Origin of the sequence: Prevotella sp. PTAC, from assembly GCF_013166535.1 — a bacterium.
Lineage (GTDB): Bacteria > Bacteroidota > Bacteroidia > Bacteroidales > Bacteroidaceae > Prevotella.
The window spans coordinates 16,444-31,441 of record NZ_JABKKK010000007.1; the positions used below are offsets into that span (position 1 = coordinate 16,444).

Genomic DNA, 14,998 nt, shown 5'->3' on the forward strand with positions numbered 1-14,998 from the left:
AATGTTTTAATGGTTATTTTTGAAAGAAATTATGGATACGAGCCTTGTAGAAGGCTATATCTTCTTTTTTGAAGTCCTTTACGTGTCCGGAAAGGAACGTCAGCACGTCCTCCTCGCTGTAATAGGTCTTTTTGCCGAGCGTCTTGTACGGCAACGCGCCGATACTGCGGTAGCGTTGCAGGGTGCGCTTGCTGATCTGGAGCAGCATGCAGAGGTCCTGGTTGTCGAACATCCTGATACGGTCCATCGGGTCCGGGGCTTTGCCGGACGGCTGCAAGGAGAGCAGCAGTTCGTCCTGACGGTCGAGCCGTTCCGTCAGTTTCCGCATCCAGCTCTCGAAATTGTTTCGGGTAAGCAGTTCCATACGTCACGTCCTCCTTCCTTTGGGTTTGCCGCCGCCCGTGCGCAGCGTGTGGTTGCGTTTCATTTCCGTCGGTGTCGCCGCGTCTTCCATGACGGTGCAGTCCGCAAGCAGGCGGTCGATTTCAGACTGGCGGTAGCGGCACTTGCCGCGCAGCACTACATAGCCGATGCGATGCTCGCTGCGCATACGCTGGAGGGTGCGGCAACTCACGTTCAGCAGGTGCGCCGCCTCGCGGGTGGTGAGCAGCCTGTCGGGGGATTCTCCCTTGCTTTCTCCCGAAACGGCACGCACGTGTGCCGCTATTTCGGCTATCTGTTCCGTCAATGCGGTGAAGGCGGAACTTTCCATCGTTATTACTTTCATATTCAGTTCTTTCTTTTGGTTTCTGTGGCAAAATTCGGCAATAAACCAAAGGGGCTTTAACAGCTCACTACGTGTCTCACGTAAGATTTTTATGGGAAATGGCTCCGTAACCCGGACAGGCGGCGCAACAAGCTGCCTTTTAGCGGGAAACGATATGTGTTCACGGGGCTGGCGTTACCTTTGCGGCAAACTCTGAAATGTTTTGCTTATGGAAATAGTATCTATCGAGAAAAAGACCTTCGAGATGATGGTGGCGTCCTTCAACGCCCTCTCGGAGAAGGTTGCCGCCTTGAGACGCAGGAGCGACGGAGGGCGGCTGGAAAGGTGGCTCACGGGCGAGGAGGTCTGCGGGCAGTTGAGGATCAGCCCGCGCACGTTGCAGACGTTGCGCGACAGGCGGCTTATCGGCTACTCGCAGATTAACCGCAGGTTCTATTACAAGCCGGAGGAGGTTAAAAGGCTCATTCCGCTTATCGGCACGCTCTATCCCGGCGCAAGATGATTTGATTTTTATTATTCACAACCCACTGAATCCGAAGTTATGATGAACGAGAACAATGAAGTGTTTACGATGGAGGACGAGCCGCTTGCCACCGTGGTGCAGAATATGCGCAAAGGCTCCAAATGGCTCTCCGCCTTTCTGGAAAGTTACCGCCCGCCGCTGGACGGGGAGCGTTACCTGACGGACAGGGAGGTGGCGGAACTGCTCCGTGTCAGCCGCCGCACCTTGCAGGAGTACCGAAACAACAGGGTGCTGCCCTTTATCCTTTTAGGCGGGAAGGTGCTTTACCCCGAATCGGGGCTGCGGGAACTGTTGGAAGCGAATTACCGCAAGCCGCTGGAATAAAAGAAGCCTGAAAACGAAAAAAAGGAAACGGACAACTCAAATTGGGCTGTCCGTTTCCTTTTTGTTGGCACGTATGCGTGTTCAGCAGTATCCGGCTTTTCCGTTCTGTATGAACATCACGTATGCCTGCCGCTTCTCCTTCGAGAGTGCCTTGCCCACCAGCCACGTGCGGAACACGTGTGTGCAGTAAGTGTTCAGCCGGAAGGCGACGGGAATGATGATTTCAAGCGAGTAAACATCCGCGTACAGCCCGTTTTCAAGTTGTATGTAGCGGCACACCTCGTAGTCGTTCAGCACGTCCGTCTTTAGAACGGCCCTGATGGCGGCGTTCACTGCCGGGACGCCCGTGTGGAACAGCCCGGCGATTTCTCCGGCGGTCATCCATACCTCGTTACCGGTTACGCAGACCGCCTTGTCCTCTATGATGATTATGTCACGTTTCATGGCTTTTCTTTTTTAGATGGTGCAACCTGCAAATTCCTCAATCGTGTTCAATCTCGCGGCAAGGTTCTCCATGTCTTGGTTGAGCTTCTCTTTGGTTATTTTCGCGTATATCTGCGTTGTCTTTATGCTCTTGTGCCCCAACATGGAACTTACCGTTTCAATGGGCACGCCGTTGGATAGGAACACCGTCGTGGCTGCCGTGTGGCGGCTCTGATGCCACGTGATATGCTTGGTGATGCCGCAACGCTTGGCGACGGCACGGATTCCGTACAGGCAGGTCATGTAGTGTGGCACGGGGAATATCCTCCCGTCCCCGCACAGACCCCGGTATTTGTCGATGATGCGCTTGGCTATGTCAAGCAGCCGGATATTGGAAACGACACCTGTTTTCTGGCGGTTGATGTTTATCCACTCGTGTTCGTCGAAATAGGTGCGGATATTCTCTTCCGTCAGGTTGCGCATGTCGGCGAACGACAGGCCCGTGAAGGCGCAGAACAGGTATAAATCACGGTATAGCTCCTGCTTGGCGTTCTTCAGTTTGCCCTCCATCAGCAGCCGGATTTCCTCTTTCGTCAGGAAGCTGCGGGTCGTTTCTTCCTTCTTGATTTCATACTCCCTGAACGGGTCGCGCGTGAGCCACTCGTTGTTGATGGCGATGAACACCATCGTCCGGAGCGGGCAGACATACAGCCACACGGTGTTGGTGCAGCAGTGTTTGTCAGTGCGCAGGAACATTTCAAAATCGGAAATGAAAGCGGGCGTAAGCTCTTTCAGGGCGATGTCCTTCACGCGGTAGCGGATGGTGAGGAACTCTTGCAGGTGCTTGTAAACGGTCTTGTACTTCAAGAGCGTGCCTTTGGCTTTCATACCGGCCTCCACCTGTTTCCCGTAGTCCTCGTTGTGCTGCCGGAACACCTGCATCAGCGTGTGGTAGCGGTGTTCCAGTCCGAGAAAGGCGTTCTTGACCTTTTCCGCTGTGACGAAGTTGTCACGCTCCATGATTTCCTGATAATGTTTGTTGATGCGCACACGCATCTTATCGAGCATGCGGTTCGTTTCGAGTGCCGCCGTGCTTCTGCCCGTGACACGTCCCCCTTTGGTGTCCCACAGCTTGGGATCGACGGTCAGTTTGCAACTGAACTGCGTCTGGCTGCCGTCCACCGTTATGCGTCCCATGACGGGCACTGTCCCGTCCTTTTTCACTACCTGACGCTTCAGGTAGTAGATTACTGAAAATGTACTCTTCATCGTCCTTATTTTTTTAGGTTCAAAATTAGTTGGTGAAGAGTCCGGTGTCGGTACGCAAAACGGGGAGGAACGGCGCAATCTTTTTCCGTAACCGGATTTGTTGCGTGAGTTGTCAATAACTCACTAATCCTTAACGTCTTGTTTCGCTGTCCGTGTCCGTTTGTCGCCCTTTCGGGCATGGTTACGGACAAGTAACGTAGCGGCGTCCTGATTTGGCTTCAGCGGTGATTGCGATGGCTTCACGAATAATCGGATGCACGACTGAAACCCCTGTAACTCAATTCTATCACTATATCTTTCCACATTTCACTTTTTTGTAGTAACTTTGCGCCAGAAACAACACAGGAAATATATACGAATATGATATTTAATTTACATAACAACAAGCCGGATTACATTAAGTTGATTTTACCACACCGTAAAATTTGACATCAGCGCCAGAATCCTACCTATAAATATAGGCCCGGTATATATCCGCAATTATGAAAAGCGAGGTCTCACAATCGTGCAAGACCTCGCTTTTTCATACTATAAATATTAAAATTTGGCCAGTAACAAGTATTTTATCGTGTTGCAACGGGATGCCTATCACATTGTAACGAGCGTCTGAATGGATTCCGTTCGGTATCTAAATGCAAAGTAACGGATATCCCAATGCGACACAACCTCTCCAAGACCGGACACACATGGTATACAAATCATCTTTATATCAAAAATCGAAGCTGATTTTACCCTTTCTATCTATATTTACACGTAAATTCACTTGTATAACGAATTGGTATATTATGATACATTATTTACAAAATACACTTGCATAGGCGTGAATTCAAACGGGAGACTATCAAAATTCATGAAACCGATGTTAATTTATTTTCAGAACTTTTGTTGTCTTTTGAAAAAAAAGACGTAACTTTGCGGTTATAAAATTAAAAACAAATCTAAAAAAACAATATTATATTATGAAACCATTAAACAAAAATTTTGCGCCTAAGAGCGTAATGCCTGAAAAGGTAATCCAGTTTGGTGAAGGAAACTTTCTTCGTGCCTTTGTAGATTGGATTATTTGGAACATGAACCAGAAAACCGATTTCAACGGTTCTGTTGTCGTTGTTCAGCCAATTGAACGAGGAATGGTCGAATGGCTCAACGCCCAGGACTGTTTGTACCATGTTAACCTTCAAGGTCGTGAAAACGGTCAGCCTGTGAATACTTTGCAGCGTATTGATGTCATCAGCCGTGCGCTGAACCCATATACACAAAACCAGGCTTTCATGGCTTTGGCCGATCAGCCGGAGATACGTTTCGTTATTTCAAACACGACAGAGGCCGGAATCGCTTTCGACCCGGAGTGCAAACTGGAAGATGCTCCTGCCTCGTCATATCCGGGCAAGCTCGTCCAACTGCTCTATCGCCGTTGGCAGACATTCAACGGTGATCCGTCAAAGGGTCTTATTATATTCCCATGTGAGCTTATATTCCTTAACGGTCATGTGCTTAAAGATTGCATAAACAAATATATCGAGTTGTGGAAACTTCCGAAAGAGTTCAAACAGTGGTTTGACGAAAATTGCGGTGTATACGCTACTCTTGTAGACCGTATCGTTCCCGGTTTCCCACGCAAGGAAATTGCCGAAATACAGGAAAAAATAAGCTACCGCGACAATCTGGTGGTTCAGGCAGAGACATTCCACCTCTGGGTCATCGAGGCTCCGAAAGAGATCGCCAACGAGTTCCCGGCAGACAAAGCCGGTCTGCATGTGCTATTCGTTCCGTCTGAAGAGCCGTATCACAAACGCAAGGTTACTCTTCTCAACGGCCCGCATACAGTTCTTTCTCCGGTGGCCTATCTCAGTGGCGTAAATATTGTACGTGATGCTTGTAACCACGAGGTTATCGGGAAATATATACATAAGGTACAATTTGAGGAGCTCATGCAGACACTTGACTTGCCAATGGAAGAGTTGGAGAAATTTGCGGCAGATGTGCTCGAACGCTTCGATAATCCGTATGTAGACCATCAGGTGACCAGCATTATGCTCAACTCTTTCCCGAAATTCTGTGCACGTGACCTGCCAGGTGTCAAGACATATCTTGAACGTAAGGGCGAACTGCCGAAAGGTCTCGTATTCGGTCTTGCCGCTATAATAACATACTATAAAGGCGGCAATCGTGAGGACGGAGCGGAAATAGTACCGAACGACTCACAGGAAATCATGGATCTGTTGAAAGAACTCTGGGCTACAGGCGACACACAGAAAGTTACGGACGGTGTTCTCGGCTCAACATCAATATGGGGCGAAGACCTCAATGCCGTTGCAGGTCTGAATAATCTTGTTAAGCAATATCTTGATCTTATTCAGGATAAAGGTATGTTGGAAGCAGTGAAAACAATACTCTAATTTAATATTCTTTTTAATGTTTCTACCCGCATTTCGGGCAGACAAACAATAACAACACAGTGTGGTTGTCATTAAAGTTTGGTTCTGCACGATATGCGGGTAAAACTTATTATCAAATATGGAAGATATAAAAACGCTATTAATCGGATATGCCTCAATATATGAAACAGCGGACTTTCTGCCGGAAGATCCGAGTTGGTTCATGCATCAGGTAGAAGGCCAACTTAATCAAGAGACTCTTGCTTTCATCGCTTCATGCCTGAGCTACGGCAGCAGGAAACAGTTTTTCCCTAAAATACAGTATATTCTTGACTGCTCGAACGGCAACACCTATAAATGGGTTAAAAACGGAGAGTTTGATAAAGACATTCCTTGCGAAGACACCTGTTATTACCGACTGTACTCCAAGCGCACAATGAATGTTTTTCTGCATGCATTGAAAGATATGATTGTAGAACATGGATCCATTGGAAACTATGTAAGACAAAACGCCAGTGACGGAAGTTCGGCTGTTGCGGCTATATGCGGATATTTTTCAAGTTACGGAATAGACGGGATTATTCCAAAAGATACAAAGTCGGCATGTAAGCGTATCTGTATGTTTCTAAGATGGATGGTTAGAGACAACTCACCGGTAGATCTCGGACTGTGGAGTAATTTAATAGACAAGCGCACACTGATAATGCCTATGGATACGCATGTAATCCAAGAAGCTTGCAGGCTTGGGCTGTCAACCAGCCGCACCGCATCTATGTCAGCAGCTGTCAAACTGACGGCAAAGATGGGCGAAATATTTCCCGATGATCCGCTACTCGGAGATTTCGCACTGTTCGGATACGGTGTAAATCACTGAAAATAAATCTTTATCGGCTTTGTTTTTTTACCTATTTGCATTATCTTTGCGAATTCAAAAGGTTTAGCGATTATTATGGACGGATACATAGAAATAAAGGGAGCGAGGGTCAACAATCTCAAAGACATAGACATAAAAATCCCACGAAATAAGTTTATCGTAATGGCAGGAGTGAGTGGCTCAGGCAAATCGTCGCTTGCGTTCGATACTTTATATGCCGAAGGACAACGACGTTACGTGGAGAGTCTATCTTCTTACGCAAGACAATTTTTGGGTAGAAAGAACAAACCGGAATGCGACTTTATAAAAGGTATACCGCCTGCAATAGCAATAGAGCAAAAGGTAATAAGCAGGAATCCACGCTCAACAGTGGGTACGACAACAGAAATATATGAATATCTAAGACTGCTTTTCACGCGTATCGGTCGTACTTATTCTCCAATAAGCGGGCAAGAAGTGAAAAAGCATTCCACAGAGGATATTATAAATTGTGTGCAAAGCTATTCGGACGGCACAAAATTCACGATAATGTCGCCGCTGCATATAAACGAAGAACGTACTGTCGCAGAGCAGTTACACATGTATATAAAACAAGGTTATTCACGTTTATTTCATGGCGGAGACTTCAAGAGGATAGAAGATGTTGTCGAAAAAGAAGACGTTGATAATTTGAAAGCGGAAGACATATATCTTGTAATTGACCGAATGTCCGTGGACAACGGCAAAGATTCTATATCAAGATTGGTTGACTCTTCTGAAACGGCTTTTTATGAAGGCGATGGTGCCTGCCGCATCATGTTTCTCCCTTCAATGATATGCTATGATTTTTCCACAAAATTCGAGGCAGACGGGATTACGTTTGAAGAACCGAGTGACAACATGTTCTCATTCAACTCACCGGCAGGAGCATGCCCGGAGTGTCAAGGGTTTGGAAACATAGTCGGAATAGATGAAAAACTAGTCGTTCCAAACACGTCTCTCAGTGTATACGACGGATGTGTGGTATGCTGGAACGGAGATAAAATGAGTGCATGGAAAAACGAATTTTGCCGCAAAGCCGCAAAGGACGATTTTCCTATATTCGAACCTTACTATAATCTGACACAAAAACAAAAAGACTGGTTGTGGCACGGTTTGCCGAGCGAAAAGAAAAGCAATATCAAAGACAGGGTATGTATAGACGCTTTCTTTATGATGGTAAAAGAGAATCAATACAAGATACAATATCTTGTGATGATGAATCGTTATAGAGGAAAAACTGTGTGTCCTTCATGCCATGGAACCAGATTAAAAAAAGAGGCCGAGTATGTAAAGATATGCGGGAAAAGCATTTCCAATCTTGTAGAAATGCCTATAACCAGACTAAAGGAATGGTTTGATAACCTGCAACTTACCGAACATGAAGAACATATTGGCAGAAGACTTCTAACCGAAATAAAAAACAGGCTGCAATTTCTACTTAATGTTGGATTGGGCTATCTCACGCTGAGCCGCATGTCAAACACTCTCAGCGGTGGAGAAAGCCAGAGGATAAATCTGACAACATCGCTTGGAAGCAGTCTTGTCGGTTCGTTGTACATTCTTGACGAGCCAAGCATAGGGTTACACAGCCGTGACACGGAGAGACTTATCAATACTTTAAAGGAATTGCAAGGACTCGGAAACACCGTTGTCATTGTGGAGCATGATGAGGAAATAATGCGTGCGGCTGATTATCTGATAGATGTCGGACCTGACGCAGGGCGTCTCGGAGGAAAAATCGTGTTCGAGGGGAATGCGGCACTAATGAATGACGTAAAGGTATATGAGAAATATCCGGACAGTCATACTGTCAGATACCTCATCGGCAAGGAGACAATAGAACTTCCTGCCGGAAGAAGAAAATGGAACAGAAGCATTAACATAAAAGGTGCCAGAATGAACAATCTGCGAGGTGTTGATGTCAGCATCCCGTTAAATGTATTCACTACGGTTACCGGCGTAAGTGGTTCCGGCAAGTCAAGCCTTATAAAAGGTATACTCTACCCTGCCGTAAAACGGTTGATGGGAGATGTTTGCGATGCTCCCGGTGAGCATTCGAGTATTGATGGCGACATAAAAGCTATCAAGCACATTGAGTTTGTGGATCAAAACCCGATTGGAAAAAGCACGCGTTCCAATCCGGCTACATATGTGAAAGCGTATGATGCGATAAGAGATTTGTTCGCTCAGCAACCGTTATCGCAGCAAATGGGATTTACGTCACAATACTTTTCGTTCAATACTGATGGCGGACGATGCGACGAGTGCAAAGGTGTAGGTGTGATAACAGTTGAAATGCAATTCATGGCAGATCTTATATTGCCATGCGAGAGTTGCCACGGGCACCGCTTCAAAAAAGACATCCTTGATGTAACCTATAACGGAAAGAACATCGATGATGTGCTCAACATGACAATAAGTGAAGCCATACAATTTTTCTCAGACAACAATCAAAATGCGATTGTAAAGCGACTGAAACCTCTTGAAGATGTCGGCTTAGGATATATCAAACTTGGGCAGAATTCATCTACACTGTCAGGAGGAGAAAACCAGCGTGTAAAACTTGCGTATTTTATCGGGCATGAAAATCAGGAACCTACTTTATTTATATTTGACGAACCGACCACCGGCCTGCACTTTCATGACATTAAGAGGTTACTGAAAACATTTGATGCACTTATAGAGCGAGGGCATACCGTAGTGGTTATCGAACACAACCTTGATGTCATAAAATGCGCAGACCATGTGATAGACATGGGACCGGACGGAGGAGATTGCGGTGGAATGCTTGTTGCTTGCGGAACACCTGAAGATATATGCAAGAACCGCAAAAGTATAACAGGAAAATACTTAAAGGAAAAACTTTCTTTATAAAAATTTTGTGGCAAAGAAAAAATATATTATCTTTGCATCCGCAATAGAAAAAGAGTTCATTGAAAAGCCGATATGGCTCAGTTGGTAGAGCAATTCATTCGTAATGAATAGGTCCCCGGTTCGAGTCCGGGTATCGGCTCTTTTTCTTTTTATACGGATTTAATTTCATAAAGATTTTATTGTAATGCGGTAATAGCTCAGTTGGTAGAGCATCGGCTTCCCAAGCCGAGGGTCGCGGGTTCGAGTCCCGTTTACCGCTCTCAACTGATAATCAGTTCTAAACAAAATCCATATTTACCTCATGTTTTATCAGATATTTTCTTTACCTTTGTAACATGATATTCTATTTTTCCGGAACAGGAAACACACGGTGGGCGGCGGAATTCATTGCCAGACATACAGGTGAGCGTATTCTTTCAATTTCAGATGAAATAAAAACCGAATGCAAATACACACTGTCCGATGATGAACGTATTGGTATTTGCTTCCCCATACATGGTTGGCAACCGCCACGAATAGTGAGAGATTTCATAAAGAAACTGAGCCTCCCCCATTCCCAATCACATTATTGCTATGCCCTGTGTACTTGCGGTGATACCGTTGGAGACGCAATAACGATACTAAACAAAGACTTATCGAAAAAAGGATTGGAAGCCAAGAGTTTCTTTTCTCTTGTCATGCCGGAGAGCTATGTGTGCCTGCCATTCATGTATACTGACACAAAGAAGCGTGAAAGAGAAAAGATCGAAGCCGCCAAAGAAAAGTTAAATATTATTGTAGATGTAATCAGAAATCGTGAAAACGGAGTCGATTTATTGAAAAAAGGTCCAACCCCTCAAATATATTCATATATGATAGGAAACTTTTTCAATAAATATATGATAACAGACAAACCTTTCAAGGTTGATGAGAAAACATGTATAAAATGCGGTAAATGTACCCAAATATGTCCAACTGACAATATAATAGGCGGTCACGGATTGCTGCCTGAATGGAAACATGAAGACAGTTGTACATGTTGTCTGGCTTGCTACCACCATTGTCCTGTACATGCCATAAACTATGGCAATATAACAAAGAAACGCGGACAATACTTTTTCAAAGAATAGTTTCTCATAATTACATACTCATATTAAAATCAATGAAATATATCCTACTTCTATTTTGCATTATCCTTTCATTGAACAGCCATGGCGTTAAGATGCACCCTGGTATCGTTAAAGTAAAGCAGCCTGATGGAACAACAATAACGGTTAGGGCTTTGGGAAATCATGATTTCTCGTATTATACCACAATTGACGGCGTACTGCTTTACAAATCAGGATTTGCATTCTACATTGCCGATATTAAAGACGACGGTATATTATATCCGACAAATTATATTGCACATGATAAAGAAGAGAGGAGCCATGAGGAAAAACTAATCATTGAGAAGCAAAACAAAACCATTTTTTATGATAAAATATCAGCAAACTCCAATAAAGCACAACTACTCAGAGAGCCAATAGAAAACAACACCACCCTATTACAATCCTTTGGAAGCCCAAGAGTTCCTGTAATTTTGGTTGAGTTTAGCGACAGTACATTTAAAGTAAATAATCCGGCAAAGACATTTGATAAATATTTAAATGCAGAAGAGCTATTCAACCAGACCAACGATCCGGAAATGGGAAAGAATTACGGAAGCGTAAAAAGATACTTTACGGATATGAGCTTTGGGAAATTTATTCCTGAATTTGATGTGTACGGCCCTGTAACATTGGATAAGCCCTTGAAGTATTACGGCGGTGGCTATTCTTCTTCAGAAAACATGAACGATCTTTTCAAAGACGCATGTACGGCTATTGACGATACGGTTGACTTCTCCGGATATGATGCCAATAATGACGGCAATATTGATTTGGTGTATATTATTTATGCCGGATATTCACAAAGTTGGGCCGGCAATTCAACAGATTGCATACATCCAAAATCAGGTATACTGACTAACAATGTGTATTTAGACGGAAAAAGATTGTGCAGATATGGGGTAAACAATGAACTTAACGCCACTCCGGCCGACCAAATTAAAAACGGATTGCTAATAAACGGTATCGGACTCTTTTGCCATGAGTTTTCACATTGCCTCGGACTTCCCGATATGTATCCAGCTCCTGGAAGCATCGCCGAACGATGTATAAACCAAAATCTTGACTATTGGGACTTGATGGATGCCGGAGAATATACTCAAAACGGTTACCGACCAACCGAATATACGAGTTGGGAACGTGAACGGTTAGGCTGGATGACGATAGACACACTCAAATCTCCATGTGATGCAACATTAAAAACATTATCGGATGGAGGTAAAGCATATCGTATTCTAAATGACAAGGATGTGACAGGCAATGAATACTACATTGTAGAGAATGTACAGAAAAAAGGTTGGAACAGGTATTTGCAAGGTCATGGCATGCTTATATACCATGTGGACTACGATGATTATTATTTCAGTCTTGGCGGATGTAAAGTAAACAATACGGCCGGTCACCCACGTATGTCTGTCATTGCGGCCGATGGAATATTCATGCCGGAATATTTCGTTTATTCGGTTGTAAATAAAGATTACATGAATAATATGGAAAAGATATACAACCAGGCTCTCATTAATAAGTATTCCTATACTTATATTACGACGGATATATATAAAGAGGAGTTGCAAGGTGACCCTTTTCCAGGAATAAATAATGTAACATCACTCACCGATGATACATCACCGTCTGCCTCTGTTTATTCAGGTGGATTTATGAGTAAACCGATAACGGATATATCAGAAGACACTGATATGGGAACTGTAAGTTTTAAATTCATGGGCGGAAAACCAAATGGCATAGAGAACATAAACGACAAAATACAATCAAACATGATATATTCTGTCTGCGGGCAATATCTTGGTACCGATATAACTATATTAAACAGAGGAATATATATTATTAATAATAAAAAGGTCATCAAGCGATGACCTTTTTATTATTCCAATTTCAGTATAAAATCTTCTTATTATATTTTATACATAAAATAACAGATATTACTTTAAACCGGCATTAGTAGACTCTCGGACCAAATATTTTAGTCCCTACTCTTACCATTGTACTGCGGCATTCTATAGCTATTGGATAATCATCACTCATACCCCATGAACGCTCACAAAAGGCATCATCATTGGCAAAATAACGTGCTTTCACCTCATCAAAGAAATCAGCTGCCATTGTGAACTCGTTCCTGATCTGCTCTTTGTCTTCTACAAATGAGGCCATAGTCATGAGTCCGCAAATTCGAATATTTCTCATCTCACGCCATTCACCATCTTCCAGCAGCTTTCTGCAATCATTCAAAGAGAAACCATATTTGGTAGCTTCTTCCGCCACATGTAATTCAAGCAATATATCAATTACCCTATCATGCTTGCCTGCCTGCCTGTTAATCTCACGTAAAAGACGTAATGAATCGACAGACTCTATCATTGAAATATAAGGTGCTATATACTTTACCTTATTGGTCTGCAAATGCCCGATAAAATGCCATTGAATATCCGATGGAAGCGAATCATGTTTCTTTGTTAATTCCTGCTCGTGGCTCTCCCCGAATATTCGCTGCCCATCAGAATAAGCCGCCTCTATATATTCATCCGGATGATACTTACTTATAGCAACAAGTTTGACATTATCCGGAATACCAGACAATACTTCTGACAAATTTTTCCTTACGTCATAATCCATAAGCACATTATTGCTCATATTCCGGTTTGTCGTCTTTTTCCTTTTTCTTATACTCAAAAACATCCATGAGCTGTGTCTCAACAACAGATGCGATGACATAGTCTATCATTGTTCCGTTCATGACCTCATCAATGTTTTTCACAGCTCCGTTCAGGGTGGATGCGTTTACAAGATAGTTTACGTTTGACTTTTTCTCCTTGTCTGTTTTCTCGTCTATGGTGATAAATTGCAACTTAGCCTTATACCAACGATCTGCCATATCTTCTTCACTGAAAAAAATCTCTTTATAAGGTGCCTTTTTAATGTCTGCGACCTCAAATTCTCCACTTATGTATGAAGACATTTCCTCTATTATTCGTTGTTCTGCTTCGGTGAAGCTCAATGCATCTACCGTATACGCCTCGGTTACTTTCTTCTGCATACCGTCTTCCATTGTTTTCTCATAACGGATTTTGCACTCAAACCATTCTGCTGTTCTACTTCTCATATTATCTTTTTATTTATAATTATTTCTGTATTCCGTATTTTGTCAAACCCTTTTTCTTTTCTTCTGTGATTCTTTCTATTATCGTAAATGCTATTTTCTGACTTTTCGCTTCACTGATTCCAGCCTTTGCAGCTATTTCAATTTGAGCCTTTAATAGCTCATCTGTGGTTGTCTGGCTACCGGTAATGAAGCTCTTTTCATTCGCTCCCATATAAGTCTTATTATATATTTTAGATAAAATACGATCAGCTTCTTTTGTATATATTTTACGGAAAATCTCTTCACTTTTAGCCTCATACACTTTCATCTCCTCTATCTGCTCCGGTGTCATATTGCCAGTTGTGTCCGGCATAATAAATCCTAATTCCGTATTGGGATCGAAACCACTGTCAAGCAATATTTCCTCCGGTTCTTTAGGTAAAGGTTTTATATATTCCACATTCACCGGTTCAGGCATTAGTCCAAAGAAAAATCCTACAAAAACAAGAGCTATGCACGACGCAGTCAATAGCATCTTGGTTGTTCTCCACATATTGGAGCGCTGGCGGATTATTCTTTTCATCTCATCTATCGAACCATATCTGTCCTCTGCCATTTTAGAAGTTGCCTTGAGTATAACCTTTTTATACTCATAAGGCATTTCGGCCACAGAAAAGAGATATTCAAAAAATTTACCAACAGAATATACATCGCAACGCTCATCTACAGAACCTCCATTTAATACTTCCGGAGCAATATAATCTCTACTTCCATCATATAATAATTCAGGAGACACCCTGTTAATATAAAATGAGCCATGCGACAGCAACACTATGCTATAATCTGTCTTACGTACAAATACATTTGATGGTGAGAAACATACGTGATATACTTTTTGACTATTAAGATAAGAGGTGACTTCCAACAGTGCTACAACAGTTTCATAGACAAATCCTGGCCTGCTTACCACTGCCGGATTATCACGCAAAAGGTGTTCAAAAGAAATGAAATGTCCCTGCTCCACTTCAAGTGAGGATAAAACATCTTTTTCTGCCAATGGCGTGAAATGCAGCTGTCTCTTATTGACCAACCGAATGTTTGCATCACATTCCTTTTTCAGGCATTCGCAAAAAATAATATTATCTGTAAGTTCTTTACGCAAATCCACTATATTCACGTATTTTCCTTCTATCGCCTTTCTTTTGAACAAGCCTATCGGAATTCTGACTATCCTATGCTGTATATTATCGTTGGTACTGACCAACTCCTCGTAGTTCATTGCAAATGCCTTTTATTCTTATTAGTCAGGCAAAATTAGTCTATTTAATCGTAATTTGAGAATAGAGAATTAAAAATTATGT

General features: G+C 43.1%; 14 protein-coding genes and 2 tRNA genes. 9 read left to right on the forward strand and 7 right to left on the reverse strand.

Annotated elements, in window-relative coordinates; all coding sequences use genetic code 11:
* Positions 1-13 precede the first annotated feature (13 nt).
* A complete protein-coding gene (locus tag HPS53_RS06510; RefSeq protein ID WP_172205233.1) occupies positions 14-364 on the reverse strand; it encodes a helix-turn-helix domain-containing protein in 351 nt (116 codons plus the stop codon).
* A 3-nt stretch (positions 365-367) separates the two neighbouring features.
* Positions 368-727 carry a helix-turn-helix domain-containing protein gene (locus HPS53_RS06515; protein WP_172205236.1) on the reverse strand — a complete coding sequence of 120 codons (360 nt, stop codon included), beginning with the start codon at positions 725-727 and terminating at the stop codon, positions 368-370.
* Positions 728-935: 208 nt separating this feature from the next.
* Here HPS53_RS06515 and HPS53_RS06520 point away from each other — a divergent pair, with 208 nt between their 5' ends.
* Together HPS53_RS06520 and HPS53_RS06525 are read left to right on the forward strand one after the other, a co-directional pair.
* Positions 936-1,229 (forward strand): helix-turn-helix domain-containing protein, encoded by a 294-nt coding sequence (locus HPS53_RS06520; protein WP_068960796.1) that lies wholly within the window; start codon positions 936-938, stop codon positions 1,227-1,229.
* Positions 1,230-1,268: 39 nt separating this feature from the next.
* Positions 1,269-1,574, forward strand: coding sequence for a helix-turn-helix domain-containing protein (locus tag HPS53_RS06525; protein WP_068960797.1), 306 nt, complete (start codon positions 1,269-1,271; stop codon positions 1,572-1,574).
* Between the two features lie 81 nt (positions 1,575-1,655).
* Here HPS53_RS06525 and HPS53_RS06530 read toward each other — a convergent pair whose 3' ends face one another.
* Positions 1,656-2,018 (reverse strand): RhuM protein, encoded by a 363-nt coding sequence (locus HPS53_RS06530; protein WP_068960798.1) that lies wholly within the window; start codon positions 2,016-2,018, stop codon positions 1,656-1,658.
* Between the two features lie 12 nt (positions 2,019-2,030).
* On the reverse strand, positions 2,031-3,266 hold the full coding sequence (locus HPS53_RS06535) for a site-specific integrase (protein WP_172205239.1): 1,236 nt from the start codon (positions 3,264-3,266) through the stop codon (positions 2,031-2,033).
* Between the two features lie 959 nt (positions 3,267-4,225).
* Here HPS53_RS06535 and HPS53_RS06540 point away from each other — a divergent pair.
* From HPS53_RS06540 to HPS53_RS06570, 7 genes are all read left to right on the forward strand, one after another.
* Positions 4,226-5,665 (forward strand): tagaturonate reductase, encoded by a 1,440-nt coding sequence (locus tag HPS53_RS06540; protein ID WP_172205242.1) that lies wholly within the window; start codon positions 4,226-4,228, stop codon positions 5,663-5,665.
* A gap of 118 nt (positions 5,666-5,783) precedes the next feature.
* Positions 5,784-6,518 (forward strand): TIGR02757 family protein, encoded by a 735-nt coding sequence (locus tag HPS53_RS06545; RefSeq protein WP_104369858.1) that lies wholly within the window; start codon positions 5,784-5,786, stop codon positions 6,516-6,518.
* 75 nt (positions 6,519-6,593) lie between these two features.
* The gene (gene uvrA, locus HPS53_RS06550) at positions 6,594-9,413 is read left to right on the forward strand and encodes an excinuclease ABC subunit UvrA (protein WP_172205245.1); all 2,820 of its coding nucleotides are present in this window, start codon (positions 6,594-6,596) and stop codon (positions 9,411-9,413) included.
* Positions 9,414-9,479: 66 nt separating this feature from the next.
* Positions 9,480-9,552, forward strand: a tRNA-Thr gene (locus HPS53_RS06555).
* Between the two features lie 47 nt (positions 9,553-9,599).
* Positions 9,600-9,672 (forward strand) — tRNA-Gly (locus HPS53_RS06560).
* Positions 9,673-9,748: 76 nt separating this feature from the next.
* Positions 9,749-10,522 carry an EFR1 family ferrodoxin gene (locus HPS53_RS06565; RefSeq protein WP_104369856.1) on the forward strand — a complete coding sequence of 258 codons (774 nt, stop codon included), beginning with the start codon at positions 9,749-9,751 and terminating at the stop codon, positions 10,520-10,522.
* Entirely contained in the window at positions 10,453-12,414 is a 1,962-nt protein-coding gene (locus tag HPS53_RS06570) for a M6 family metalloprotease domain-containing protein (RefSeq protein WP_172205248.1), read from the forward strand. Before HPS53_RS06565 ends, HPS53_RS06570 begins: the two co-directional genes overlap by 70 nt.
* A gap of 82 nt (positions 12,415-12,496) precedes the next feature.
* Here the strand turns inward: HPS53_RS06570 and HPS53_RS06575 are convergent, their stop codons facing one another.
* The 3 genes from HPS53_RS06575 to HPS53_RS06585 are packed head-to-tail and all read right to left on the reverse strand — an operon-like array spanning position 12,497 to position 14,916.
* Positions 12,497-13,171, reverse strand: coding sequence for a YggS family pyridoxal phosphate-dependent enzyme (locus HPS53_RS06575; RefSeq protein WP_172205418.1), 675 nt, complete (start codon positions 13,169-13,171; stop codon positions 12,497-12,499).
* A 7-nt stretch (positions 13,172-13,178) separates the two neighbouring features.
* Positions 13,179-13,658 (reverse strand): DUF4494 domain-containing protein, encoded by a 480-nt coding sequence (locus tag HPS53_RS06580; RefSeq protein WP_104369854.1) that lies wholly within the window; start codon positions 13,656-13,658, stop codon positions 13,179-13,181.
* A 19-nt stretch (positions 13,659-13,677) separates the two neighbouring features.
* Complete coding sequence (locus tag HPS53_RS06585; protein ID WP_104369853.1) at positions 13,678-14,916, reverse strand: hypothetical protein; 1,239 nt, start codon at positions 14,914-14,916, stop codon at positions 13,678-13,680.
* Between the last annotated feature and the right edge of the window lie 82 nt (positions 14,917-14,998).

Bases quoted from the DNA above. Each gene is read 5' to 3' on its own strand.
- HPS53_RS06510 (WP_172205233.1), bottom strand. From the start codon at position 364: ATGGAACTGCTTACCCGAAACAATTTCGAGAGCTGGATGCGGAAACTG.
- HPS53_RS06515 (WP_172205236.1), bottom strand. From the start codon at position 727: ATGAAAGTAATAACGATGGAAAGTTCCGCCTTCACCGCATTGACGGAA.
- HPS53_RS06520 (WP_068960796.1), top strand. From the start codon at position 936: ATGGAAATAGTATCTATCGAGAAAAAGACCTTCGAGATGATGGTGGCG.
- HPS53_RS06525 (WP_068960797.1), top strand. From the start codon at position 1,269: ATGATGAACGAGAACAATGAAGTGTTTACGATGGAGGACGAGCCGCTT.
- HPS53_RS06530 (WP_068960798.1), bottom strand. From the start codon at position 2,018: ATGAAACGTGACATAATCATCATAGAGGACAAGGCGGTCTGCGTAACC.
- HPS53_RS06535 (WP_172205239.1), bottom strand. From the start codon at position 3,266: ATGAAGAGTACATTTTCAGTAATCTACTACCTGAAGCGTCAGGTAGTG.
- HPS53_RS06540 (WP_172205242.1), top strand. From the start codon at position 4,226: ATGAAACCATTAAACAAAAATTTTGCGCCTAAGAGCGTAATGCCTGAA.
- HPS53_RS06545 (WP_104369858.1), top strand. From the start codon at position 5,784: ATGGAAGATATAAAAACGCTATTAATCGGATATGCCTCAATATATGAA.
- uvrA (WP_172205245.1), top strand. From the start codon at position 6,594: ATGGACGGATACATAGAAATAAAGGGAGCGAGGGTCAACAATCTCAAA.
- HPS53_RS06565 (WP_104369856.1), top strand. From the start codon at position 9,749: ATGATATTCTATTTTTCCGGAACAGGAAACACACGGTGGGCGGCGGAA.
- HPS53_RS06575 (WP_172205418.1), bottom strand. From the start codon at position 13,171: ATGGATTATGACGTAAGGAAAAATTTGTCAGAAGTATTGTCTGGTATT.
- HPS53_RS06580 (WP_104369854.1), bottom strand. From the start codon at position 13,658: ATGAGAAGTAGAACAGCAGAATGGTTTGAGTGCAAAATCCGTTATGAG.
- HPS53_RS06585 (WP_104369853.1), bottom strand. From the start codon at position 14,916: ATGAACTACGAGGAGTTGGTCAGTACCAACGATAATATACAGCATAGG.